The following is a 25446-nucleotide window of genomic DNA, read 5'->3' on the forward strand; positions in this document are numbered from 1 at the left end:
TCACACCTACCATTCGACCTTGATCTTGATCGGGGTGAAATCATCCAGGTTCTTGATCTGCGGCCAGATCTGCTGGGTGCCGATGTGCCAGTTGGTGAACCGGTCCAGCATCTTGAGGTTACTGGCCGCGTCGGCACCGCCGAGTTGCAGCTCATGGACGTGGTCGGGGTCCATCCGGTTGAGAATCCGGTCCTTGAGCTTGTCGGCGAAGGCCGGGTTCGTCGACCCGTACTGGTCGTAGACCCGCTTGATCAGGTCGCCCTTGTAGTTCTTGGTGATTTGGCTGTTGCGCTTAACCGGGTTGGGGGCCTTGAAGAGCTTCCCCTGGTCGCTCAGCTTCTGCAGGGCGGCCGCCTTCTTGGCGAACTCGACCTTCGACATCCCCTGCTCGTACTTGACCGTGACTTCGGTCGGTCCGCAGTTCGCGTTGTGTACGAGCAGACTCTGTCCGGCCACGGCCACGTAGTAGGTGTGGACGCCGTCGACGGTCAGATTGTGGACGCGTGCGGTGCGGTGCTGGTGATCGACGGCGGTGACCTGTACCCAGGTGCCACTGGAGGTACGCAGCCACGCACCGGGTTCGAGGTCGACGGCCTCCACCCAACGGCCCGCGTCGGGCAGCCAGTAGGTGTGCGCCTCGGTGGACGTGATGTTGGCGGTCTTCCTCCCGTCCCGGCCGTCCACGTCGACGGTCAGCGTGACAAGGTCCTTTCCGCCCTTACTGCTGAGGGTGTCGGTCACCTCCCGGCTGCGGGTGTCACTGGACTCGACGTCGGTGGAGAGGACGTGGTCGCCCTCGCGCAGCTCCTCGATGGCCTTGGTGGAGCCGTCGGCCATCACCACCCGAGTGCCGGGAACGAAGCTGTTGGTGCACTTGGGGGCTTCGGGCTCCTTCTTAGGAGCGCCGGGCGTATCGCCGTCTGTCTTGCGGGCCGCACTGCTCGCGTCGGCCACGTCGTCGACCTTGTCCGCGCTCTTGCGAACGTCGTTGGCCGTGTCGGCCGCGTCGAGGCCCTTCTTGGCGTACTTACCGGCCTTGATCGCCGTGGCCCCGTAACCCACGAGCGGGATCGCCGAGGCCATGGACAGTGCGGCGTCGACGTAGTTGCCCTCGGCCGCATACCAGATGCCATTGGCGACGTCCGCGACCTCGCCGACCACCGGGATCAGGCCGACGACATCGAGTGCGGCATGGCCGATGTCGGACAGCGACATGCCGAACAAATGCCCGTCGAGCTCCACGAAGCTGACCGGGTTGCCGCCTGCGAAGGCGTAGCGGTTACCGGTGAACGGGTCCGTGGCCAGCGACATGTCGGCGAGCGCCCCGCCGTAGGAGTCGCGGGTCGTGAAGCGGTTCAGACCCGGGTCGTAGTTGCGGAAGCCCATGTCGTACGTGCCGGAGCCCTTGTCCCAGCGGGACGAGTTGAACCGGAAGGCGTTGTACGACTCCTTGCCGGGGTTGCCGGAATCCGGCTTGTCCGCGCCGGTGAACTGCGAGGCGTCGTCCTTGCCGTACGCGGTGTATCCGTACGTCGAACGGGTCTTGCCGTCCTCCTTGGTGATCGCCTCGATGTCACCGCGCGGGCTGGTCGTGTACTGCGAGTACTCCTTGCTGCCGTCGTCCTTGTGCTTGATCTGTGTGGCCTGCTGGCCGGACGGCAGGTACTGGTAGGACTTGTCGGCCTTGCCGTCCAGCTCCTCGCGCAGGACTTGGTTGTCCAGACCGAGGTAGGTGAACGCCGTGGTCTTGGACTCGGCGCCGGAGGTGACCTGGGAGACGGTCCGGTCGAACGGGTCGTAGGTGTAGGACGTGCTCACCGATGCCGCGCCGGAGCCCGCACGGGCCTTCACCTGGCGGTCGAAGCCGTCGTAGGTGTACTTCTGCGCGGTCTGGCCGCCGATGCTGACGGTGTCGAGCCGGCCGAGCGGGTCGTAGTTGTAGGTGGAGGAGACGCCTTCGGCGCTCGCGCTCAGCAGCCGGTTGCGGTCGTAGCGCTGGGTCGTGGTGGTGTCGTCGACCGTCTGCTCGATGACGTTGCTGTTGCGGTCGTAGGTGTAGGACTCGGTGGCCGGCGAGTCACCGGTCTTGTCGACCTTCGTGACCCGGTCCTGGGGGTCGTAGCCGAAGGTGTAGGTGTTGTTGATGTACGCCGCGTTGTCGTCGGCGTTCATCAGCTTCAGTACGTCCTTGGAGCGGTGCCCGTTGGACGAGTACTCCAGGTCGTGCTGGGAGACGACGGTCCCGCCCGAGGTCTTCTCGACTGACTGCTTGACCGAGCCGTCGAGGTAGTAGGACATGCCGAGCGTGTTGCCGTTGGGCCGGGTCTGCTTGAGCAGCTGCCCGCGGGCGGTGTACTCCAGCGTGGTGACCTGCTGGTTGCCCGCCGTCGCCGAGTCCGCGTTGGTGACCTTGGATACCAGTTCGCGTGCGTCGTACTCGATCTTCGACCAGGTCAGATCGTGGGTGGAGGTGACGGGGTTGCCGTTGGCGTCGTAGGTCAGCGCGGTGGTGTTCTTGACCGTTCCGCTCGCGACCTCCTCGACCTTGGAGATGCGGTTTCCGCCGTCGTACGCGATCTTGTACGTGTCGACCTCGGCACCGGAGGAGTTGTCCTTGACCTCCACCATGGCACCGTTGGCGTCGTACTTGTAGGTGAAGTCCTTCTTCTCGGTGTCGGTCTCACCGGTGTTGGCGCGGACCAGCTTCACCGTGTCGGCGAGAACCGTTCCGTTGGCCTGGTCAGTGACGCTGACCTTCTGCGGTCCGTCCTCGACGAACGCGTAGCTGCCGAGCGAGACCCAGGTGCCGGTGTTCTGGGTCTGGTTGACGGTCTTGGTGACTCTGCCGCCGCTGTAATCGATCGTGAACTTGGCGTCGCTCGCGGCCCCCGTCATCTTCGGGTGCCGTACGAGGACCTCGTAGGTGCCGTTCTGCGGGATGTTCAACTGCCACACGAACTGGTCCGCGCCAGAACCGGCAGGATGCGAGTAGGTGTCGTAGCCGTACTGCTGCTCGGCCTGGGTACGCGCCCAGTTGCCCTGAATCGCCGTGTTGTTGAAGTCCGAGCTGTCGACCAGTACCACCTGCTTGCCGACGGGCACCCCGTCGTCCGAGCGGGCCCGCTGATTACCGGAGTCGAAGAAGTCCCAGGTCATGGTGCGCTGCTGGGACCCGCCGGCCGAGGTCATGGTGTTCTTCGTCTGCTGGCCCAGGTCGTTGTACTCATAGGACGTGGTGATGTCCCACGGGTCCTTCGCGGTCCGGGTCCAGCCGTTGTCGAAGTAGCTGTACTCGGTGATGTTGCGGACGCTCTGACCGTCCGACGGCGGGGCCGAGACGGAGCTCAGGTTGCCGACGGAGTCATAGAAGTAGAACGTTGAATCGGGTGTGTTGTAGCGGGTCACATCCTTGTCGAAGGGTGACCGCTCCTCCTTGACCCGGTTCAGTTCGTCGTAGACGGTCTCCGCCGTGAAGTCGGTCGCGTCGTCGGTGGTCTCGACCCCGCGCGGAGTGATGGTCTTCGTGCGGTTGCCCACCTGGTCGTACGCGTATTTGGTGGTGCGATAGGTGATGCCCCCTGAGCCGTCCTTGGCGAACGGCACCTTCGACTCGGCGAGCGCGCCGCGCTCGTCGTACACGGCGAGCGCCTCATTGCCCTCGGAGTCCGTCTTGCCGACGGTGAGTCCATCGAGGTCGTACGCGACGGAGGTGAAGTTGCCGATGGCATCCGTGGTCTTCACGACCCGGTGGTTCAGGTCGTTGGTGAAGGAGGTGGTGTAGTCGTCGGGGTCGGCGCTGGCGTTCTTCTTCGGGTCCGACACCTTGACGATGTTTCCGACGCTGTCGTACGCCGTGGTGACCTTGCCGCCGTCCGAATCCAGCATTTCGACCGGCTGGTACACCGCGTCGTATCTGGTCGTCGAGGTGTGATCCCCGACGGTCGGGGTCTCATTTCCCCGGGGGTCGGTGATCGTGACGACGTTGCCGACCTTGTCGTAGGTGGCGGTCGTCCTGCGAGCCGGAGCGGTTGCCTCGTCTCCGGGCATGGTCGAGTCGGTGAGCTGGTCGGCCTTGTCGTACACGGAGTCGGACAGGGAACCGTTCGGCGAAACCGTCCGTGTGATGTTGTCGTTCGCGTCGTAGACGGGCGCCGGTGTCGTGATGAAGTCCCCGGACGCCTGGTCCTTCGGCTCCTTCTTCTCCAGCGGGCGGGCGAAGGTGTCGTAGGCCTGTGTGACCACGGCACCCTTGGCGTTGGTGACCTTGGTGACGTTGCCGCGCTCGTCGTACACGAAGGTGGACAGGGCGTTCGTGGCGTCGGTGATCGTCGCCGGGAAGCCGATGGGCTGGAAGTCACTGTTGACGGTCGCGTGGCCGTTGGCATCGATCGACTTCGTCAGCTGGCCGTACGCGTCGTACTCGGACTTCGAGGTGTAGTCGTCCAGGGTCGCCGTCGCGAGGCCCTTGGGGTCGGTGACCGAGGTCACGTTGCCACGGAGGTCGTAGCCGAACCGCCACGTGCGGCCCTCGGGAGACCGCTTCTCGAAGAGATCGGCGATGTGGCCGTTCAGCCCGGTGGAGTAGGTGTAGGTACGAGCCGGGGTGCCGTTCTTGTTGGCCTCGGCGTCCTTCTGCTCCAGCGGGTAGCCGGTCTTCTGGTCGTAGACCCAGGTGGTGTAGGCCCCGTTGGCCTCCTCCAGCCGGGTGACGTTGTTGTCCGGGTCCCAGTTGAGCTTGCTCGTCTCCGACTTGGCATTGGTGATCTGGGTGGCGCGCCCGTAGCCGTCGAGGACCTGCGTCGTGACGTGGTTCTCCGCGTCCGTCACCTTGGTCTCGATCACCGAGCCCGCGGTGCCGTCCGTGTCGGTGTACACGAAGCCCGTGTTACCGCCGAGACGGTCGGTGATCTGCTGGGTGTACCAGTGGAACTTCGGGTCCTCGCCCTCGTTCGGGTAGTAGTAGTCGAGCGAGGTGGCGTTGCCGCGCGGGTCGGTCGTCTTGACCAGCTTGACGTTCTTGTTGCCCTGCGTGGCGTCGTATTCGAAGAGGAACACCTTCGGCTGGGACGAGCCCGCGCCGTCGGTGAGCTTGGTGAGCAGTCCCTTGTCCGAGTACTCGAAGGTCAGCTTGCGCAGCGAGACGTCGGTCATCGACTTGAGGTGGTCGATGATCTTCGGGTTGCTGCTCTCCGCCTTGGAGTAGTAGTCCAGGGTGAGTGTCTGCCGGCCCGCCGGGTCGGTGATGTACCGGAGGAACTTGACCGGCTTGTTGTTGGACTTGCGCTCCTCGTAGGTGAACAGCTGGGTGTTGCCGTTCTTGTCCACCGTCGAGGTCACATAGCCGTCGCAGTCGAAGAAGAACCGCGTACGGTCCGGGCGGGTCAGCGACCACGCCTGCGGGTCACCGTCCTTGTCCGGTGTGCAGTCCACTCCGGAACCCTGTTCCAGCAGGTAGTGCACGCCCGCGGGCGCCTTCCACGACCCGTCCTCCTGCTTGCGGAAGATGTGTGAGGTGCCGTCGCCGTCCGGCAGGGTCACCTCGGTCGGGTGCGGGTTGGGGTGGAAGTCGAGCGCCGCGCCCAGGCGCAGCGGCGAGGCGGCCTGCGCCGACCAGCCGTGGCCGAGGACGGTGTCCGAGGTGTCGAGCGAGTTGTACGCGAAGCGCGCGAAGGTCGAGAGGCCTCGGCCCGGGTTGCTCAGCGCGTTGTACTGCCAGACCGTGTTGCCCGCGTACAGGTTGTTCATCAGCGTGCCACCGCCGCCGGTGTTCTTCCCGCTGTACGAGAAGAACTTCTCCATGCCCAGCTGGTCGGAGGTCGGGTCCTCCACGCGCACGTTCTGCGCGAGCGGCGGGATGGACTCGGTGGCCGAGAGCCAGGTGCCCGTCGTGTTGTTGCGCAGGTCCCACTTGAGGACGTAGTCGAGGCGCTTGTTGCCGGAGTCCGAGTTGATCGGGGTCTTCAGCTGCGCCTTGACCGTGACGGTCTCACCGGGCAGGACGTTCTTCGGCAGCGCCGTCTGCAGCTGGTTGCCGCCGGTGGTGGCGTCCGTGCCGTCGGGCAGGGACCAGGTGTAGGAGAGGGCCTGGTCGGCCGACTTCCACTCCGTCGTGGTGGTGTTGGTGAGGGTGACGTCGATGCCGTACTGGTCGCCCGGGATCATCCGCGACGGGGTGTCGGGGGCGTAGTACGTCGAGTCCGTGGACTTGTCGATGTACGTGACGACGAGCTGGGGCCGCAGCTGCGGCTCCTCGGCCTCGGAGGACAGGAACACGGTGCGTTCCTGCGGCCCGCTCAGGGACTCGTCCTTGAGCCGGATCGCCACGCCCTTGTTGCTCGTGGGCTGGGAGACCCACTGCTGGGCCAGCGAGGTGAGCATCCAGCTCTGGCGCGCGGGGTCGTTGGTGACCTCGCCCACCGTGTCGGCGACGGCCGTGCCCATGTCACCGCCCGGTGCCGTCCACGGAGTGGTGGCGGTGGCGTTGTTCCAGCTCGCGGTGGACTCGTCGAAGTCCTTGGTGAGTCCGCGCAGTTCGTAGACCGCACCGGCGGTACCGGTGGTGGTCAGCGTGCCCCACAGGTCGAGCTGCGCCTCCAGGACGCGAGCCCCGGCGGGGACCTCGCTCAGCGAGGGGAACTTCAGGAGCGCCCGCGTCTTGCCGTAGGTCGCGGAGTTGTTGCCGACCGTCATCCACGGGTGGTTGATTCCCGATTCGGATATCGCGTCGTGGCCGGTGGTGGGCTGGGCGCTGGCGAGCGTCGTGTCCGCCGCGTCGCCCTGGAGGACGACGGTCGTCCGGCCCGCGGTGGGCAGCTTGACGATCTCGGTGGGAGCCGGGATCACCTGCCCGTCCCGCGTCTTCACCGCGACCATGTAGTAGAAGACGTTCCCGAAGGTGTCCGCCGAGTCCGCCGGGGTCGGCGTGGCGGTGGAGTCCGTGAAGGACCTGCTGTTGGGCGCCACGGGCGCGAGCAGGGTCTGCGAGGACGGCGTGAAGGTCTGGAACACGCTGCGGTGTACCTGGTACTCCACGATGTCGTCGGCCGTCGAAACCGTGGACGGGTCGACGTACGCGGACCAGTTCAGCTCGGCGCCGGTGGAGTGGATGACCCTCGGTGCGTCGAGGGTGACTCCGGGGCGGCCCCAGGTCAGCACGAGGCGCGGGAAGTTGGCGCCCTCACCCTTGTACGCGAATTCGGCGGCCTCGTAGCGCGGTCCGCCCATGGGTCCGGTCGCGGACTCGTCGGCGGCCTTGACCACGAAGCCGTTGTTGGTGTTGGTGCCGTTGATCCAGGACTGCACGGTGTCGGTGACACCGAAGGAGTGCCAGGTGTTGACGACCCCCGCCCGCTTGGTGACGGTGCCGCCCTTGGTCAGCCGTACCGCGTCGGCGATGACCGAGGTGGAGGTGGAGGCCGGGCCGTCACCGAGGACGACCTTGCCCGCCGTGCCCGCCTTGAAGGGGTGGCTGCCGAGCGTCTTCCACACGCCGCCCGTACCGGCGGTCTGGTCGACGGTGTACGCCTTGGTGCCGCCGTCGTACGTCACGGTGTAGGGGACGTTGGTGGCACGGTCCGACGCCGGGATGCTGTGGACGTCGACCCGGTAGGTGCCGTCCGAGGGGATCTGCGGCTGCCAGGTGTACGTGTCCCCGGCGACCGTGTCCTTGTTGTACAGGTAGTCCTTGTTGACCGCGTACTGCGTGAACGCGGTGTTCCCGGACGCGGGCCAGGCACCCTTGGCCGCGGTGGCGCCGGTGTCTCCGTCGTCCACGACGACCGAGGTGCCGGAGAGCTCACCCGTGATGTCCTTGGCGCTGTTCCACGTGGCGGTGGTCTCGTCCCAGGCCGAGGTGGCGCGGTGCGCCTCCAGGGGGACGTCCGTGTCGGCCGTGCCGTGCGTCTGGTCGTAGTAGAGCTTCAGGTCGGCGGAGTCGAGCTTCACGCCGGCCGGGACGCCGGTCAGGGGGAACCGCACCAGGGCGCGGGAGGCCCCGCCGAGGCTCGTGGCACCGACGGACAGCCGCCAGTTGCCGTCGTAGTTCTCGGCCGGGTCGTCCGAGGAGATCATCACGTCCTGGGACTGGGTGGACGTCGGCGCGATCGAGATCGTCGGGTCGATCACCACCGGGTACTGCCGCTCGGGGGCGGCCAGCCACTTCGCGTCCGGGCGCAGGACGAGCTCGTACGAGCCCTTCGCGCCCGTGAGCTTCTGCTGGACGGCGTCACTGGAGGACGTGCCGTACGCGGAACCGGCGTCCTTCTTCGCGTCCGTCATGAACGGCGCGGGGATGACCAGCTCGGGGCGCCCGGAGCCGCCGCTCTCGCTGTAGAGGGCGATGGAGCCGTTCTTGAGCTGGTTGGCCGTCAGCCCCTTGGTGTCGAGGGTGAAGGTGTACGCGGCGCTCCCGGCGGGCGGGGCGGCGAGGACGATGTCCTCCTTCACCGAGCCGTGGCCGACGGTGTAGCGGAGGTCCGCTCCCGTACCCAGGGCGCCCGCGTAGGTGACGGCGTTGCCGGACACCTTCGGGGTGAGCTTCGACTCCGCCGGCTTCTTGAGACCGACGGTCACCCAGTGACCGGACTCGGTGGCGAAGCGGACGAGCCGGTCCGGGTCGGAGCCGAACGAAGTCCCGGCGACGTTGGTGGTGTTGGCGTGGCTGAAGCCGTCACGGCCGGTGGGGCGCACCGTCGTGTCGATGGCCTTCCAGTCCTTGCCCGACTCGTAGTGCGTCGGCGTGCCGGAGACCTCGGCCTGGACCCTGCCGTCGGAGAGCTTCCAGTAGCGCGCGCTGGGTGTGCGCCGGTCCTTGAGCTCGGCCGTCCGCTTCGGCTTGGGCGCCTCGCGCCCTTCGGGGAGACGTTGGTTGTCCGTCACCCCCTCGTCGGGGAGCTCGGGTGGCCGGGATCTCTCCCCGTCGCCACCGTCGTCGTCGGCTCCGAACCAGCTTCGCACCCCGTCGACGAGGGCCTTGCCCTCGACCTGGGCGGCGAACGCCGGTTGCGGCAGGCCCGCTAAGAGCAGCCCCACAATCGTGCCGGTCGTCAGATTTCGGCGTGTGCGTCGTCCGAACATCGCGTATGTCACCCTCAGTGCCTTCGGACCGCACCGGACCAGGCTCTTCGCAGGGGTGCGCGAAATGACTGGGTGGTGACGGTCGGTACAGGACCGGCTCCCCAGCGTTCGTCACCGGCGCAAGAGTTGTACTGCGTCTGAAGGGGTTCATGTCAACTGTGAGAACGGATGGGGCATAGCGCACTTAAGGCGCCTTCGTCTCCAGAACCGCCGATAGCCAAGGACCGCATGGAGCCGTGAGGCCGTTGCGGAGCGCAAGCGGGGCGCAGGCGCAACGGGCCTCGGCCCGTACGCCTTCGAGGAGATCAGCGGGCTGGCCGAATAACCCCTTTCCGTCAGGCGTACCGCCCCTACGCCCCGTTCACCAATGGGCAAGGGTAGGCTAACCTTCCTTCGGACCGCCGCTGCCGGGCTCCCCTCGGGAACCCCGGCCCGTTCCGGAGGAGTGCCCGCATGTCCACCGCCACCGCACCCGCCATAGCTCCCTTCCGGTTCTTCGGCCTGACAGTTCTGCGGACCAGACGGCTCGGGCCGTCCATGCTCCGGGTCACCTTCGGCGGTCCCGGCCTCGACGGCTTCGCGGCCGGAGGCCGGGACCAGAGCCTCTCGCTCTTCCTGCCGCACCCCGGACAGTCCGACCCCGTGGTCCCGGTCGACGAGAACGGCGAGTGGTTCGCCGCCTGGCGGGCGCTCCCCGAGGACGAACGGGCGGTCATGCGCTCGTACACGGTGCGGGCCCAGCGCCGCGCGGACGACGGCTCGACCGAGATAGACATCGACTTCGCGCTGCACGCGGACGGCGGACCGGCCTCCCGCTGGGCGACCGCCGCCGCTCCGGGCCTGCGCGTCAAAGCGCTCGGCCCGGCCGTCGAGGACAACACGGCCGTCCGCTTCCGCCCCCCGCAGGGCACCGACTGGGTGCTGATCTGGGCCGACGAGACGGCACTGCCCGCCGCTTCGGCGGCCCTGGAGTGGCTGCCGGCCGGAATGCGCGCCCTGGTCTGGCTGGAGGTCGGGCACACCGAGGACCGCCAGGCCCTCAACACCGCCTCGCGAGCAAAGATCAACTGGCTCGTACGCGGGGAGGGCGCCCCCTCCGCGGTGGACGCCGTCCGCGCCGCGGAGCTGCCCTCCGGGACTCCGTACGTCTGGATCGCGGGCGAATCCTCGGAGGTGCGGGCGCTGCGCCGACACCTCGTGCAGGAGCGGAAGTTCGACCGCAAGCGGGTGACCTTCGTCGGTTACTGGCGCCGCGGGCTCAGCGAGGAGCAGTTGCGCGCCGAAGCAGCCACCGAAGGCGCATGAACCAGACAACTTCCGGACCCAGGAGGGGACGGGGGACGCGGACGTCAAAACTTAGGTTAGGCTAACCTTACTTCGACATCGCACCCTCGTCCCCTTTCTCCTGCCCGGAGGGTTTCGATGAAGTTCCCCTCACCCGGGAGGACCCCCCTCATGCGTTCGCACCTGCTCAACGACTCGACCGCAGAGCACTACCGTCGCTCCGTCACCGCAGGAGTCGAACGGGTCGCGGCCAAACTCGCCGCCACCGAGCGGCCGTTCAGCGGAATCGGCGTCGACGAGCTGGCGCCCGTCATCGACGCGATAGACCTGGACCGGCCCCTGGGCGACGCGTCGGCCGCTCTCGACGAACTCGAGGACGTCTACCTCCGCGATGCCGTCTACTTCCACCACCCGCGCTACCTGGGCCACCTCAACTGCCCCGTCGTCATCCCCGCCGTCCTCGGCGAGGCCGTGCTCTCGGCCGTCAACTCCTCCCTGGACACCTGGGACCAGAGCGCGGGCGGCACGCTCATCGAGCGCAAACTGATCGACTGGACCACCGAGCGCATCGGCCTCGGCCCGGCTGCGGACGGCATCTTCACCAGCGGCGGTACGCAGTCGAACCTCCAGGCCCTCCTGCTGGCCCGTGAGGAGGCCAAGTCCCGCCCGGAGCACTTCAGCCGGCTGCGGATCTTCGCCTCCGAGTGCAGCCACTTCAGCGTCCAGAAGTCGGCGAAACTCCTCGGTCTGGGGCCCGACTCCGTCGTGGCCGTGCCCGTCGACAGCAACAAGCGCATGCAGACCGTGGCGCTGGCCCGCGCGCTGGAGCAGTGCGTCGCGGAGGGCGCCGTGCCGATGGCGGTCGTCGCCACCGCCGGCACCACCGACTTCGGCTCCATCGACCCGCTCCCCGAGATCGCCGCCCTCTGCGAGCGCTTCTCCACCTGGATGCACGTGGACGCCGCCTACGGCTGCGGGCTGCTGGCCTCGCGTACCCGCCGCGGCCTCATCGACGGCATCGAGCGCGCCGACTCGGTCACGGTGGACTACCACAAGTCCTTCTTCCAGCCTGTCAGTTCCTCGGCCGTACTGGTCCGCGACCGGGCGACGCTGCGCCATGCCACGTACCACGCGGAGTACCTCAACCCGCAGCGCATGGCCCAGGAACGCATCCCCAACCAGGTGGACAAGTCCCTCCAGACCACCCGCAGATTCGACGCGCTGAAGCTCTGGATGACGCTGCGCGTCATGGGCGCCGACGGTGTGGGCGAGCTCTTCGACGAGGTCTGCGGACTGGCCGCCGAGGGCTGGCGGCTCCTCGCCGCCGACCCGCGCTTCGACGTCGTCGTCGAACCGCAGCTCTCCACCCTGGTCTTCCGTTTCATCCCCGCGGCCGTCACCGCGCCCGCCGAGATCGACCGGGCCAACCTCTACGCCCGCAAGGCCCTGTTCGCCTCCGGCGAGGCCGTCGTCGCCGGCACGAAGGTCGGCGACCGCCAGTACCTGAAGTTCACCCTGCTCAACCCCGAAACGACCGCGCAGGACATCACCGCGGTCCTCGACCTGATCTCGGGCCACGCCGAGCAGTACCTGGGAGACACCCTTGACCGCGCTTCCTGACCCCCACGACTTCATCGGGATCGGACTCGGACCGTTCAACCTCGGGCTCGCGTGCCTGACCGAGCCGATCGACGAGCTGAACGGCGTCTTCCTGGAGTCCAAGCCGGACTTCGAGTGGCACGCCGGCATGTTCCTCGAAGGGGCCCATCTCCAGACGCCGTTCATGTCGGACCTCGTGACGATGGCCGACCCGACGTCGCCGTACTCCTTCCTGAACTACCTCAAGGAGCGGGGCCGGCTGTACTCCTTCTACATCCGGGAGAACTTCTATCCCCTGCGGACCGAGTACAACGACTACTGCCGCTGGGCTGCCGCGAAACTGAGCAGTATCAGGTTCAACCAGACCGTTCAGTCGGTTACGTACGAGGAGAGCGACGAGCTCTACACCGTCCGCACCGCCGACGGCGTCTTCCGCGCCCGCCACCTCGTCCTGGGCACCGGAACCCCGCCGTACATCCCGGAGGCGTGCCAGGGGCTGGGCGGCGACCTGCTGCACAACTCCCGCTACCTGGAGGAGAAGGCGGCGCTCCAGGCCAAGGAGTCCATCACCCTCGTCGGCAGCGGCCAGAGCGCGGCGGAGATCTACTACGACCTGCTCTCCGAGATCGACGTGCACGGCTACCGGCTCAACTGGGTGACCCGCTCCCCGCGGTTCTTCCCGCTGGAGTACACCAAGCTGACGCTGGAGATGACCTCGCCGGAGTACGTGGACTACTTCCACGCCCTGCCCGAGGAGGCCCGCTACCGGCTGGAGTCCGGCCAGAAGGGCCTGTTCAAGGGGATCGACGGCGAACTGATCGACGCGATCTTCGACCTGCTCTACCAGAAGAACCTGCCGGGCCCCGTCCCCACCCGCCTGCTCACCAACTCCTCGCTGAACAGTGCCCGTTACGAGGAGGAGTCCGGCACGTACACGCTCGGCCTGCGCCAGGAGGAGCAGGGCAAGGACTACTCCCTGAGCACCCAGGGGCTGATCCTCGCCACCGGCTACAAGTACACCCCTCCGGCCTTCCTCGAACCGGTCACCGGCCGGCTGAGACACGACAGCCGGGGCCGCTTCGACGTGGCGCGCAACTACAGCATCGACACCACGGGGCGCGGCGTGTTCCTCCAGAACGCGGGCACGCACACCCACTCGATCACCTCGCCCGACCTGGGCATGGGTGCCTACCGCAACGCGTACATCATCGGCGAACTGCTCGGCCGTGAGTACTACCCGGTCGAGAAGTCCATCGCCTTCCAGGAGTTCGCGATATGAGCCAGGCCATCGGTACCTTCACCATCCGCCCGCTGGACCCCCTGTCCGACGCCGAGCTGGTGCACGGCTGGGTCACCCACCCCAAGGCGTCCTTCTGGATGATGGGCGACGCCCGGCTCCAGGACGTCGAGCGCGAGTACATGGCGATCGCCTCCCACGCGCACCACGACGCCTTCATCGGGCTGCACGACGGGGAGCCCGCCTTCCTCATGGAGCGCTACGACCCGGCCGAGGTCGAGCTCAAGGGGCTGTACGAGGCCGAGCCGGGCGACATCGGGATGCACTTCCTGGTCGCCCCCACCGACACCCCGCTGCACGGCTTCACGCTCGCGGTGATCACGGCCGTGATGAAGGAGCTGTTCACCGACCCCTCGGTGCTCCGGGTCGTCGTCGAGCCCGACGTGCGCAACGGCGCGGTGCACGCCCTGAACAAGGCCGTCGGCTTCGAGATCCTCCGCGAGATCGTCAAGCCCGAGAAGACCGCGCTGCTCAGCGCCTGCACCCGTGAACAGTTCCAGGCCACGACCGGAGGGCTCTCCTGATGCCGGCCATCACCGAAAGCGTCGCCCACCTCTCCCCCGAGCGCTGGGCCGTCGCCAACCGGCAGCTGATCCGCAAGGGTCTCGCCGAGTTCACCCACGAACGCCTGCTGGCCCCCGCCCCGCTCGGTGACGACCGCTACTCGGTACGCAGCGACGACGCGGAGACCGAGTACCGCTTCGCCGCCCGCCGCTTCGCCCTCGACCACTGGCAGGTCGAAGCGGACTCCATCACCCGCCACCGGCACGGCGCCGAACTCCCGCTGGACGCGCTGGAGTTCTTCATCGAGCTGCGCTCGACACTGGGGCTCTCGGAAGAGATCCTGCCGGTCTACCTGGAGGAGATCTCCTCCACGCTGGCCGGAACCGCGTACAAACTGACCAAGGAACCGGCCACCTCCGCCGAGCTCGTCGCCGCGGGGTTCCAGGCGATCGAGACCGGGATGACCGAGGGCCACCCGTGCTTCGTCGCCAACAACGGGCGCCTCGGCTTCGGCGTGGACGAGTACCGCGCGTACGCCCCCGAGACGGCGGCCGAGATCCGGCTGGTCTGGCTGGCCGCCCGCCGCGACCGCGCCACGTTCACCGCGGGCGCCGGACTGGACTACGGGACGCTGATCGCCGGTGAACTGAGCGAGGAGACCCGCGGCCGGTTCGCCGGGACGATGAGTGGTCTGGGTCTCGACCTCGACGACTACCTCCTCATCCCGGTGCACCCCTGGCAGTGGTGGAACAAGCTGTCCGTCACCTTCGCCGGAGAGCTCGCCCAGCAGCACCTGGTCTGCCTGGGCGAGGGCGACGACGCCTATCTCGCGCAGCAGTCGATCCGTACGTTCTTCAACGCCGACCACCCCGAAAAGCACTATGTGAAGACGGCTCTCTCCGTCCTCAACATGGGCTTCATGCGCGGGCTCTCGGCCGCGTACATGGAGGCGACGCCGGCGATCAACGACTGGCTCGCGGGGCTCGTCGAGCGCGACGAACTGCTGCGCCGGGCCCGGTTCTCGATCATCCGGGAGCGGGCGGCGATCGGCTACCACCACCGGTCCTACGAGGCGGCGACCGCCAAGGGCTCCCCGTACCTGAAGATGCTCGCCGCGCTGTGGCGCGAGAGCCCCGTCCCGGACCTTGCGCCGGGCGAGCGGGTCGCCACGATGGCCTCGCTGCTCCACACCGACCACGAGGGCAGCTCCGTCGCGGGTGTGCTCATCGCCGAGTCGGGCCTCACGCCCGCGCAGTGGCTGCGCGGCTACCTGGACGCCTATCTCGTCCCGGTGCTGCACAGCTTCTACGCCTACGACCTGGTGTTCATGCCGCACGGCGAGAACGTCATCCTGGTCATCGAGGACGGGGCCGTACGCCGCACGATCTTCAAGGACATCGCCGAGGAGATCGCGGTCATGGACCCGGACGCGGTGCTGCCGCCCCAGGTCGAGCGCATCCGTGCCGAGGTCCCCGAGGACATGAAGCTGCTGTCGGTCCTCACCGACGTCTTCGACTGCTTCTTCCGCTTCCTGGGCGCGGGTCTGGCCACGGAGGGAATCCTCGACGAGGACACGTTCTGGCGGACGGTCGCGGAGTGCGTGACCGGCTACCAGGAGTCCGTGCCGTACCTCGCGGACAAGTTCAAGCAGTACGACATGTTCACGGAGGAGTTCTCGCTGTCCTGCCTGAACCGCCTCCAGCTGCGCAACAACAAGCAGATGGTCGACCTGACGGACCCGGCGGGCGCGCTGCAGCTGATCGGCACCCTGAAGAACCCGATCGCGGGCTTCTAGGACACGACAACGGTCCCCGGTCGCCGGACGGGCTCGGTTCCGAGCCTGTCCGGCGACCGGGGACGACGGTCACCTCACTCCGCGCCCCAGGGAACCTGCGGCGACCGGTAGTAGTTGATGCCTAGCGCCGAGAACCGCGGCCCCTGCGCGGCGAGCCGGACCTTGTACGACTCCCAGTCGTGCGTGGCCGCGGGGGACCATCCCAGTTCCGCGACCCCCGGCAGCCGGGGGAACGCCATCTGCTCGATCTCCTCGCTGTTCGTCAGCGTCTCCGACCAGAGCGGCGCCTCGACACCGAGGACGGAGTCCGCCGGAACGCCCGCGAGATACGTCGCCGGATCCCAGTCGTAGGAGCGCTGCACCTCGACGTAGCCGGCCCATGCCAGGCCCAGCCGGGTGTTCTGGTCGTACTTCATGTCGAGGTACGTGCGGTCCGCCGGGGACAGCACCAGCTTCGTGCCCTTCTTGGCGGCGTCCGCCACCTGCTGCCGCTCGGCGGCACCGGTCCGGTCGTAGCCCCAGTACTGCGCCACCGCGCCCGCCACCGGCTCCGCCCCGGTCAGCTGGTGCCAGCCGACCACGGTCTTGCCGTACTTCCCGACGATCGCCTGCGCCTTCTCCATGAACGCCACGTAGTCCTCGTGGCTGGTGGAGTGCGCCTCGTCGCCGCCGATGTGGAGATATCTGCCGGGCGTGAGGGCGGCCAGCTCACGGATCACGTCGTCGACGAAGTCGTACGTCACGGCCTTCGGCGCACACAGCGAACTGAAGCCGACACTCGTGCCCGTGTAGAGCGGCGGCGCGACCCCGTCGCAGTTCAGCTCGGCGTACGAGGCGAGGGCCGCGTTGGTGTGGCCGGGCATATCGATCTCGGGCACGACCTCCAGATAGCGCGAGGCCGCGTACTGGAGGATCTCCTTGTAGTCGCTCTTGGTGTAGTGGCCGCCGGGCCCGCCGCCGACCTCGGTGGAGCCGCCGTACTCGGCCAGCCGCGGCCAGGAGTCGATCGCGATGCGCCAGCCCTGGTCGTCGGAGAGATGCAGATGCAGCGTGTTGATCTTGTAGAGCGCGAGCTGGTCGATGTACCGCTTCACCTCGTCCACGGAGAAGAAGTGCCGCGAGACGTCGAGCATCGCGCTGCGGTACGCGTAGCGGGGGGAGTCCGTGAGCGTGCCACCCGCGACCTTCCAGGGCCCGTCCTGGACGCTGTCCTTCTCCACGTCGGCCGGGAGCAGCTGGCGCAGGGTCTGCACCCCGTGGAACAGACCGGCGGGACCGCGCGCGGTGATCGTGACGGAACCGCCGGAGGACTGGAGCCGGTAGCCCTCGGCGCCCAGCGAGGGGTCGGTGGAGCCGAGCCGGAGGCGGATGCCGTCGCTGCCGTCCTGGGCGGTGACGGGCAACGCGTAGCCGGTGGAGGGGCGCAGGAGGTCCGCCAGGTACTCCCCGATCCGCCGGACCTCACCGGAGTCCTCGTCGACCCGGATACGGGTGCCTTCCGTGACGGCGTACGGGGAGCCGCCCGCCTTGACCCGGGCGGGGGCGGGCACGATCTGGCCGAGCGGCCTGGGCGGTTCCGCGGCGGCCGGGGCACTGCCGCCCGGGGCGGCTCCGACGCCGGCGATCCCGGCCGCCGCGACGAGCAGCAGCGAGCCGAACAGACGGGAGAACGTTCTGTGCTGTCTCACAAGGGGGCCCTTTCCTCGGGTTCGCACCTGTGGTTCTCGAGCAACCGAACGGTCACCATCCGTACCGTGCGTATCACGGGTGGGTCAAGGGACTAGACCACTTCGGTCGCATCCCGAGGCGACCCCAACCCGGACGGAGTCAGATTTCCGCGCCTCCCTGCCCGATATCGGGCAGATTTCTTGCGGAATGCTCGCCCGACGCGCAATATCGACGAGTGCTCGAACGCCGCTCGTCACATGACGACCTCATCGACCACCTGGTGCGCAGCACCGCGCTCCAGCGCGGCGAAGCGGCCCGGGTGATCCTCGACGTGCTGGCGTACTTCGACGAGACGACGGATGACTTCGTCCGCCGCCGCCACCGCGAACTGCAGTCGGGCGGCCTGGTGAACGCGGAGATCTTCGAGCGGATCGCGGGCGAGCTGCCGCACCGCGCGGTCGCACCGCCGGAGCTCTCGCTCCGGCAGCTGCGCCGCATCGTCTACGGCTGAGCACTCACTTTGTACGTCGATGGAGGGGCAGAGACTCTATGTGCGGAATCGTCGGTTATATCGGCAAGCGTGATGTGGCACCCCTGCTGCTGGAGGGTCTTCAGCGGCTGGAGTACCGGGGTTACGACTCGGCGGGCCTCGTGGTCACCAGCAAGGCGGCTGCGGGCAAGCCCGGCACCCTGAAGATGGTCAAGGCCAAGGGCCGGGTCCGCGAGCTGGAGGCCCGCGTCCCCAAGCGCTTCGCCGGCACCGCCGGCATCGCCCACACCCGCTGGGCCACCCACGGCGCGCCGAGCGACGAGAACGCCCACCCCCACATGGACGCCGACCACAAGGTCGCGGTCGTCCACAACGGCATCATCGACAACGCCACCGAGCTGCGTGCGAAGCTCACCGCCGACGGCATCGTCTTCCTCTCCGAGACCGACACCGAGGTGCTGGTCCACCTCATCGCGCGCTCCCAGGCCGAGACCCTGGAGGAGAAGGTCCGCCAGGCGCTGAAGGTGGTCGAGGGCACGTACGGCATCGCCGTCATGCACGCCGACTTCAACGACCGCATCGTCGTCGCCCGCAACGGCTCCCCCGTCGTGCTCGGCATCGGCGAGAAGGAGATGTTCGTCGCGTCCGACATCGCCGCGCTGGTCGCCCACACCCGCCAGGTCGTCACCCTCGACGACGGCGAGATGGCCACCCTCAAGGCCGACGACTTCCGTACGTACACCACGGAGGGCTCCACCACGACGGCGACGCCGACCACCGTGGAGTGGGAGGCCGCCTCGTACGACATGGGCGGCCACGACACGTACATGCACAAGGAGATCTCCGAGCAGGCCGACGCCGTGGACCGCGTGCTGCGCGGACGCATCGACGACCGGTTCTCCACCGTGCACCTCGGCGGTCTGAACCTGGACGCCCGCGAGGCGCGCGGGGTCCGCCGGATCAAGATCCTCGGCTGCGGCACCTCGTACCACGCGGGCCAGATCGGCGCCCAGCTGATCGAGGAGCTCGCCCGCATCCCCGCGGACGCCGAGCCCGCCTCCGAGTTCCGCTACCGCAACCCGGTCGTGGACCCCGACACCCTGTACGTCGCGGTCTCCCAGTCGGGCGAGACGTACGACGTGCTGGCCGCCGTCCAGGAGCTCAAGCGCAAGGGCGCACGCGTCCTGGGCATCGTCAACGTGGTCGGCTCCGCGATCGCCCGGGAGGCCGACGGCGGTACGTACGTCCACGCCGGGCCCGAGGTCTGCGTCGTCTCGACCAAGTGCTTCACCAACACGGTCGTCTCCTTCGCCCTGCTCGCCCTGCACCTGGGCCGCATCCGGGACCTGTCGGTCGCCGACGGCAAGCGGATCATCGACGGCCTGCGCAAGCTGCCGGGCCAGATCAGCGAGATCCTCGCCAACGAGGACGAGATCAAGAAGCTGGCCGCCGAGTACGCGGACGCCAAGTCGATGATGTTCATCGGCCGCGTGCGCGGCTACCCCGTCGCCCGCGAGGCATCGCTGAAGCTCAAGGAGGTCTCGTACATCCACGCCGAGGCGTACCCGGCCTCCGAGCTGAAGCACGGTCCGCTCGCCCTCATCGAGCCCGCGATGCCGACCGTGGCGATCGTCCCGGACGACGAGCTGCTGGAGAAGAACCGCGCCGCGATGGAGGAGATCAAGGCCCGCAGCGGCCGCATCCTCGCCGTCGCCCACCAGGTGCAGGAGAAGGCCGACCACACCATCGTCGTACCGAAGAACGAGAACGAGCTGGACCCGATCCTGATGGGCATCCCGCTCCAGCTCTTCGCGTACCACACGGCACTGGCCATGGGCCGTGACATCGACAAGCCGCGCAACCTGGCGAAGTCCGTCACGGTCGAGTAGTCCGCCAGTCCGCCCGTACGGCACGAAGAGCGGCCCCGCACCACGCCACCGTGGGTGCGGGGCCGCTCCGTTCCGGCCGCCGCCGCCTCTGCGCCGGCCGGTCCGCTGCCTCAGCCGGCGGCCGTCACGCCCCGGCCGGCAGCACGCCTGGGCACGGCGGTCGGCCAGTTGGCCAGCGCCGCCGTCGCCCCGTACCAGGCGGCGAGCCCGGCGACCGCGGCGACCCAGCCGCCTGCCTCGCCGAGGACGTCGCTGTCCGCCAACTGCCCGACACCCATGAGCAGAAGCCCCAGGAAGAGCAGTCCGTACATCCCCTGGGCGAGCGGACCGCTGCCCGCCGCCCCGAGGGTGAGACTGAGCGCGAAGAGTGCCCAGAGGAGCAGGAAGAGCCCGGCCGCGTCACCGGAGGACGGCGTTCCCGCGCCGGTGCCCCAGGTGAACCAGAAGGCCCCCAGGCCGGCGAAAGCCGTACCGGCGAAGGCGTTGCCCGCCCGGAACTCCAGGAGTCCGGTGACGAACAGGGTGATACCGCCGACATAGAGCGCGAGCATGACGGCGTCGGCCGCGGTCACACCGTCGATGACTCCGGTGCTTCCGATTCCGAACGCCAACAGAGTGATTCCCAGGGCGAGTTGACCGAGGGTGGTGGTACTGGCGCTTCCCGCGGAGACGTCTTTGTCCACGGCGGGCTCCCTTCAGGTGTGGTGCTGTTTCCACGTACCGTCGGGATACCCTTCACAAGCGCACAATCCACCCCTACGCATCGGTAGATTTACCGCGTACCCAGGGTTTTTGACGCTTCGTCGGTGAACGGGCGGCGTCAGGGGATGACGATGACCGGGCGCTGCGCCCGGCGCGCGAGGCGGCCCGCCACCGAACCGAAGATCCGGCCGACGATGCCGTGCGTGGAGCCGACGACGATGGCGTCCGCCGAGTACTCCCGGCCGACCTCCTCCAGCTCGTGGCAGATGTCCCCGCCGCGCTCGACGAGCACCCACGGCACTTCGGAGAGATAGTCCGCGCAGGCCAGCTCGAGACCGAGGACCTCGGTGCGGTGATCGGGCACGTCGACGAAGACCGGGGGCTCGCAGCCCGCCCAGACGGTGGTCGGCAGCCGGTTGGCGACATGGACGATGATCAGGCCCGAACCGGACCTCGATGCCATGCCGATGGCGTACGCGAGGGCTCGCTCACTGGATGTGGAGCCGTCGAAACCGACCACGACCCCATGTCGGAAGGCGGGATCGCAGGAATGACGTGTTTCTTCTACCGTCTGCGGGTCCGACCGTGGGTCGGCAACCTGCTTGCGGTCTGCGGGTTCAGGGATTTCGTGACCGGCCATCGGTGTCTCGGCGAAGAGAGTCCTCGTGTGGAGGGAGCGGCTTCGGGCGGTACTTCCAGGTCGTAAAGGTGTGTCCGGGAATCATCTTCCCAACCCCATACCCCCAAGGGTACGGCTCCACTCCTCCACAGCCCAGACCCCCGCAAAGCGCGTGCGACGTTGCAGGGAGCATGCCCGAGGCGGCAGCGTATGGCAATGCCGGTTGTGCCGTACACCGAGCCTCACCCGACCGGACGACACCATTCCTCTTACTTTCCCCCGCGCACGGGGGGTCGTCGGTGTGACCCACAGGTACGAGCAGTGACCAGGCGTGGCGCCCGGGCGTTAGCCCGACCGTCACACTGAGCCACCGCAGCTTTCCAGGGAGCCGAAACCGTGCCCGTAGCCGTGTCCGCACCGCCGACCGACCCGACCTCCGGCACGCCCCGCGCCGAGTCCGCCGGAGTCTCCGCGTCACCGGACGCCGTTCGCTGGGGACTGTTCTGGTGCCTGCTCCTCCCGGCCGCCTTCGCGGTCTACGGAACCCGGGCCGGCAGCGCCGCGTCCTTCGCCCTCGGGCTCGCCGCCGTCACCGCGGCCTGCCGGCTCCTGCTCCGCCGGTCCGCACCCGGAACGGCCCCGAGGACGGCCCCCGCACGCACCCGCACAGCCGCCCGACGTGTCGAAGGGGCGCGCCGGGGCAGGCGATGATCGAGGGGTGGTGCGCCCGGTGTGACCGGTTTCCGCGCACACAACCGCTGCTTTTCAGCCAACTTCACTCCCGTGCCCAACTCTTGGTGTTCTGCCCGACCAACCCACATGCCACCAGGCAGGAATAGACCGCGCGGTACGCTTTTACCCAACGTGGACGGGCCATGATCGCGCGACGCACTTCCCTGGGCGCCTCGCGAGTGGAACGCTTCGTGATCGACGGCTTCGCGCCAAGTGGCCTTGTCGACATAGTGCGGGTGGGAGAACGTGTCACTGCGGCACCACGGGACGCAGTAGATTCGATCATGGGACGAAGTCTGCGGACTCGTGCGAGACCGAGGGGAAACGTGCAGGAGCGACAGGCCCGTAAGGACCAGGGAGACGCGAACACCGAGGGGGGCTTAGCGTCATGAGCCAGGACTCCGCCACCGCAACGGAGGCCGCACGGAAGCTGACCGGGCGGCGACGCCGGGAAGTCGTAGCCGTACTGCTTTTCAGCGGCGGCCCTATCTTCGAGAGCTCCATCCCGCTCTCCGTTTTCGGAATCGACCGGCAGGACGCGGGAGTTCCCCGCTACCGGCTGCTCGTCTGCGGAGGCGAAGAGGGGCCACTGCGCACCACGGGTGGACTCGAACTCAGCACACCGTACGGACTTGAGGCGATCAGCAGGGCAGGCACCGTCGTGGTGCCCGCCTGGCGATCCATCACATCACCGCCGCCCGCGGAAGCGCTGGACGCGCTGCGCCGTGCCCACGAAGAGGGCGCGCGCATCGTCGGACTGTGCACCGGGGCGTTCGTCCTCGCCGCGGCCGGCCTGCTGGACGGCCGGCCGGCGACGACACACTGGATGTACGCACCGACGCTGGCCAAGCGCTATCCGTCGGTGCACGTCGATCCGCGTGAGCTCTTCGTCGACGACGGCGACGTACTCACCTCCGCCGGCACGGCCGCCGGGATCGACCTCTGTCTGCACATCGTCCGCACGGACCACGGCACGGAGGCAGCCGGGGCACTCGCCCGCCGGCTCGTCGTACCACCGCGCCGCAGCGGCGGCCAGGAGCGCTATCTCGACCGGTCCTTGCCGGAGGAGATCGGCTCCGACCCGCTCGCCGAGGTGGTGGCCTGGGCGCTGGAGCATCTCCACGAGCAGTTCGACGTGGAGACGCTGGCGGCGCGCGCCTACATGAGCCGACGGACCTTCGACCGGAGGTTCCGCTCGCTCACCGGCAGCGCACCGCTCCAGTGGCTCATCACCCAGCGGGTGCTGCAGGCGCAGCGGCTGCTGGAGACCTCCGACTACTCGGTCGACGAGGTCGCGGGCCGCTGCGGATTCCGCTCCCCCGTCGCGCTGCGCGGGCACTTCCGCCGCCAGCTGGGCTCGTCGCCGGCCGCCTACCGGGCGGCCTACCGGGCCCGTCGTCCGCAGAGCGGAGGACTGGAGAGCATCGCCCACGCGATCGACCCGGTCGTGCCCGCCCAGGGGACGGTCACGGCCCGACGGACCGCACCGCCCGGGCCGACCCCGGTCGGCGTGGCCTCCGGCGGCTCGGCGGACCACCTGAAACCGGGCTCTGACGCGTACGCGCCGGGGCGCCCGGCCCTGCCGGGGCAGCGCAGCGCCCCGTAGGGTGGGGCACATGAACGACCGTATGGTGTGGATCGACTGCGAGATGACCGGGCTCTCGCTGACGGACGACGCACTCATCGAGGTGGCCGCGCTGGTCACCGACTCGGAGCTGAACGTGCTCGGCGAAGGGGTGGACATCGTGATCCGCCCGCCGGACGCGGCCCTGGAGACCATGCCCGAGGTGGTGCGGCAGATGCACACCACCTCGGGGCTCCTCGACGAGCTTGCAGGGGGCACGACCCTGGAAGCCGCCGAGGAGCAGGTCATGGCCTATGTGCGCGAGCACGTGAAGGAGCCCGGCAAGGCCCCGCTCTGCGGAAACTCGGTCGGCACCGACCGGGGCTTCCTCTCGCGGGACATGCCGTCGCTGGAGGGCTACCTCCACTACCGGATCGTCGATGTGTCCTCGGTCAAGGAACTGGCGCGCCGCTGGTACCCGAGGGCGTACTTCAACAGTCCGGAGAAGAACGGCAACCACCGGGCACTGGCGGACATCCGGGATTCGATCACGGAGCTCCGCTACTACCGGGAGGCGGTCTTCGTGCCGCAGCCCGGTCCCGACTCGGCCCGTGCCAAGGAGATCGCGGCGCGTCTCTCGGCCCCCGCGGAGTAGAACGACGACCCTGGTCACGGGCCTTTCGGGGCCCGTGGGCGGGGCGGAAACAACCGGGGCGCGAGCACCCTCCCGGACCCTGTACACTTTTTCTCGGCCGGTCGGAAAAGCGACCGGGCGACATGGTGGGTATAGCTCAGCTGGCAGAGCACCTGGTTGTGGTCCAGGATGTCGCGGGTTCAAGTCCCGTTACTCACCCTGAAGGAAGGGCCCCGGTCTTCGGACCGGGGCCCTTCTCGTTGCGCCGACGCCCTTCCTGTCATCTGTGACCCGGGTCACGGATGACAGGAAGGGCGTCTCCGTGTCCGGTCAGGAGGATTCCCGTACGACCAGCTCGGTGGGCAGCACGATCCTCGGGCGGTCCTCGGAGGTGCCCGCGATCTCCTGGAGCAGCACGCGGGTCATGGTCCGGCCCATCTCCTCGGTGGGCTGCCGGACGCTCGTGAGCGGCGGGTCCATGTGGCGGGCGACGGCCGAGTCGTCGAAGCCGATCATGGCGATGTCCTCCGGGACGCGGCGGCCGGCCTCGCGCAGGACCTGACGGGCCCCCGCCGCCATCACGTCGGACGCGACGAAGACCGCGTCGACGCCGGGGCAGCGGTCGAGGAGCTCCCGCATGGCGCGGGCGCCGCCCTCCTCGGTGAAGTCCGCGGGGGCGATCAGGCGCTCGTCGGGGGCCAGGCCCGCGGCGGCGACGGCCTCGCGGTAGCCGTCGAGGCGGCGCTGGGCGCCGTACACGTCGAGGCGCCCGGTGATCGTGGCGATGGAGCGGCGCCCTCGGGATATCAGGTGACCCACGGCCATGCGGGCACCCTCGAAGTTGTCGGAGTCGACCGAGGCCAGGGGTTCGGTGGCGTGCCTGCGACCGCTGATCACACAGGGCATCCCCAGCTGTTCGAGCAGGTCGGGAAGCGGGTCGTCGGCGTGCACGGCGACCAGCAGGACACCGTCCACGCGGTGCGCGGTCAGATACTGGGCCAGCCGGCGGCGCTCGCGGTCGTTGCCCGCGAGGGTGAGCAGCAGCTGCATCTCGGTGTCGGCGAGGGCCGCACCGACCCCGCGCACGATGTCGGAGAAGTACGGCTCGGCGAAGAACCGGGTCTCGGTCTCGGGCACGACGAGCGCGATCGCGTCCGTGCGGTTGCCCGCCAGGGCGCGGGCGGCACGGTTGGGCACGTAACCCAGTTCGTTGACCGCCGCCTCGACCGTGGCCCGGGTGGAATCACTCACGCGCGGTGAGCCGTTGATCACGCGGGAGACCGTCCCGCGGCCGACTCCCGCCTTCGCCGCGACCTCCTCCAGTGTGGGCCGCCGCCCCTGCCGTCCACGAACAGTCATGGCTGCCCCTCCCAGTCGTCGAAAATTTCTCACAAGCCGATAACTGAAACAAGTCTCGCCGTCCGGTCCCTTGACACCCTCCCAGCGAGCCGCAACCCTTCAACACATCACGTATGGGAGCGCTCCCACCGTACCTGACTCATACATCTCCCGCACGTCCCTCACCTGGACCACAGCGCGAAACAACGTACGGACGCGTTCGCGCAGTTGGGCCGGGGAGGGCACGCACGGGGCA

General features: G+C 68.4%; 15 protein-coding genes and 1 tRNA gene. 11 read left to right on the forward strand and 5 right to left on the reverse strand.

Translation table 11 applies throughout. The features are described 5' to 3' along the window. Positions 1-6: 6 nt before the first annotated feature. The gene (locus OG230_RS12605) at positions 7-9030 is read right to left on the reverse strand and encodes a golvesin C-terminal-like domain-containing protein (RefSeq protein ID WP_328910282.1); all 9024 of its coding nucleotides are present in this window, start codon (positions 9028-9030) and stop codon (positions 7-9) included. Between the two features lie 498 nt (positions 9031-9528). On the opposite strand from OG230_RS12605, the gene OG230_RS12610 reads away from it, so the two are divergent. The 5 genes from OG230_RS12610 to OG230_RS12630 all read left to right on the forward strand — a co-directional run bounded on the left by OG230_RS12610 (position 9529) and on the right by OG230_RS12630 (position 15554). Continuing rightward, a complete protein-coding gene (locus OG230_RS12610) occupies positions 9529-10380 on the forward strand; it encodes a siderophore-interacting protein (RefSeq protein ID WP_328910283.1) in 852 nt (283 codons plus the stop codon). A 150-nt stretch (positions 10381-10530) separates the two neighbouring features. Beyond that, positions 10531-11979 (forward strand): pyridoxal phosphate-dependent decarboxylase family protein, encoded by a 1449-nt coding sequence (locus tag OG230_RS12615; RefSeq protein WP_328910284.1) that lies wholly within the window; start codon positions 10531-10533, stop codon positions 11977-11979. Beyond that, positions 11963-13237, forward strand: coding sequence for a lysine N(6)-hydroxylase/L-ornithine N(5)-oxygenase family protein (locus OG230_RS12620; protein WP_328910285.1), 1275 nt, complete (start codon positions 11963-11965; stop codon positions 13235-13237). The genes OG230_RS12615 and OG230_RS12620 overlap by 17 nt, the downstream gene beginning before the upstream one ends. Beyond that, positions 13234-13779 (forward strand): GNAT family N-acetyltransferase, encoded by a 546-nt coding sequence (locus OG230_RS12625; protein ID WP_328910286.1) that lies wholly within the window; start codon positions 13234-13236, stop codon positions 13777-13779. Before OG230_RS12620 ends, OG230_RS12625 begins: the two co-directional genes overlap by 4 nt. Continuing rightward, a complete protein-coding gene (locus OG230_RS12630; RefSeq protein WP_443051541.1) occupies positions 13779-15554 on the forward strand; it encodes an IucA/IucC family protein in 1776 nt (591 codons plus the stop codon). Before OG230_RS12625 ends, OG230_RS12630 begins: the two co-directional genes overlap by 1 nt. A 74-nt stretch (positions 15555-15628) precedes the next feature. On the opposite strand, the gene OG230_RS12635 is transcribed toward OG230_RS12630, so the two are convergent. Beyond that, positions 15629-17242 (reverse strand): beta-N-acetylhexosaminidase, encoded by a 1614-nt coding sequence (locus OG230_RS12635; protein ID WP_328910287.1) that lies wholly within the window; start codon positions 17240-17242, stop codon positions 15629-15631. A 215-nt stretch (positions 17243-17457) separates the two neighbouring features. Here OG230_RS12635 and OG230_RS12640 point away from each other — a divergent pair, with 215 nt between their 5' ends. Both OG230_RS12640 and glmS read left to right on the forward strand, forming a co-directional pair. Further along, a complete protein-coding gene (locus tag OG230_RS12640; protein WP_328910288.1) occupies positions 17458-17733 on the forward strand; it encodes a hypothetical protein in 276 nt (91 codons plus the stop codon). Positions 17734-17771: 38 nt separating this feature from the next. Continuing rightward, positions 17772-19601, forward strand: a complete 1830-nt coding sequence (gene glmS / locus OG230_RS12645; RefSeq protein WP_328910289.1) for a glutamine--fructose-6-phosphate transaminase (isomerizing) — start codon at positions 17772-17774, stop codon at positions 19599-19601. A 110-nt stretch (positions 19602-19711) separates the two neighbouring features. Here the strand turns inward: glmS and OG230_RS12650 are convergent, their stop codons facing one another. Then, positions 19712-20284 carry an acetate uptake transporter gene (locus tag OG230_RS12650; RefSeq protein ID WP_328910290.1) on the reverse strand — a complete coding sequence of 191 codons (573 nt, stop codon included), beginning with the start codon at positions 20282-20284 and terminating at the stop codon, positions 19712-19714. A 137-nt stretch (positions 20285-20421) separates the two neighbouring features. Next, entirely contained in the window at positions 20422-20943 is a 522-nt protein-coding gene (locus OG230_RS12655) for a universal stress protein (protein WP_328910291.1), read from the reverse strand. 375 nt (positions 20944-21318) lie between these two features. Between OG230_RS12655 and OG230_RS12660 the strand changes: the two genes are divergently transcribed. The 4 genes from OG230_RS12660 (at position 21319) to OG230_RS12675 (ending at position 24071) form a co-directional block, all read left to right on the forward strand. Then, positions 21319-21633, forward strand: a complete 315-nt coding sequence (locus OG230_RS12660) for a hypothetical protein (RefSeq protein WP_328910292.1) — start codon at positions 21319-21321, stop codon at positions 21631-21633. Between the two features lie 409 nt (positions 21634-22042). Continuing rightward, the gene (locus OG230_RS12665; protein WP_328910293.1) at positions 22043-23260 is read left to right on the forward strand and encodes a helix-turn-helix domain-containing protein; all 1218 of its coding nucleotides are present in this window, start codon (positions 22043-22045) and stop codon (positions 23258-23260) included. Positions 23261-23270: 10 nt separating this feature from the next. Next, complete coding sequence (gene orn, locus OG230_RS12670; protein WP_328910294.1) at positions 23271-23873, forward strand: oligoribonuclease; 603 nt, start codon at positions 23271-23273, stop codon at positions 23871-23873. A gap of 125 nt (positions 23874-23998) precedes the next feature. Then, positions 23999-24071, forward strand: a tRNA-His gene (locus OG230_RS12675). Positions 24072-24182: 111 nt separating this feature from the next. Here the strand turns inward: OG230_RS12675 and OG230_RS12680 are convergent. Next, positions 24183-25211, reverse strand: a complete 1029-nt coding sequence (locus tag OG230_RS12680; protein ID WP_328910295.1) for a LacI family DNA-binding transcriptional regulator — start codon at positions 25209-25211, stop codon at positions 24183-24185. Between the last annotated feature and the right edge of the window lie 235 nt (positions 25212-25446).

It is taken from the genome of Streptomyces sp. NBC_00234 (assembly GCF_036195325.1).
Lineage (GTDB): Bacteria > Actinomycetota > Actinomycetes > Streptomycetales > Streptomycetaceae > Streptomyces.

What these genes read in the sequence shown, in the direction of transcription:
- OG230_RS12610 (WP_328910283.1), top strand. Translation starts at nt 9,529, where the DNA reads ATGTCCACCGCCACCGCACCCGCCATAGCTCCCTTCCGGTTCTTCGGC.
- OG230_RS12615 (WP_328910284.1), top strand. Translation starts at nt 10,531, where the DNA reads ATGCGTTCGCACCTGCTCAACGACTCGACCGCAGAGCACTACCGTCGC.
- OG230_RS12625 (WP_328910286.1), top strand. Translation starts at nt 13,234, where the DNA reads ATGAGCCAGGCCATCGGTACCTTCACCATCCGCCCGCTGGACCCCCTG.
- OG230_RS12630 (WP_443051541.1), top strand. Translation starts at nt 13,779, where the DNA reads ATGCCGGCCATCACCGAAAGCGTCGCCCACCTCTCCCCCGAGCGCTGG.
- glmS (WP_328910289.1), top strand. Translation starts at nt 17,772, where the DNA reads ATGTGCGGAATCGTCGGTTATATCGGCAAGCGTGATGTGGCACCCCTG.
- OG230_RS12655 (WP_328910291.1), bottom strand. Translation starts at nt 20,943, where the DNA reads ATGGCCGGTCACGAAATCCCTGAACCCGCAGACCGCAAGCAGGTTGCC.
- OG230_RS12665 (WP_328910293.1), top strand. Translation starts at nt 22,043, where the DNA reads ATGAGCCAGGACTCCGCCACCGCAACGGAGGCCGCACGGAAGCTGACC.
- orn (WP_328910294.1), top strand. Translation starts at nt 23,271, where the DNA reads ATGAACGACCGTATGGTGTGGATCGACTGCGAGATGACCGGGCTCTCG.
- OG230_RS12680 (WP_328910295.1), bottom strand. Translation starts at nt 25,211, where the DNA reads ATGACTGTTCGTGGACGGCAGGGGCGGCGGCCCACACTGGAGGAGGTC.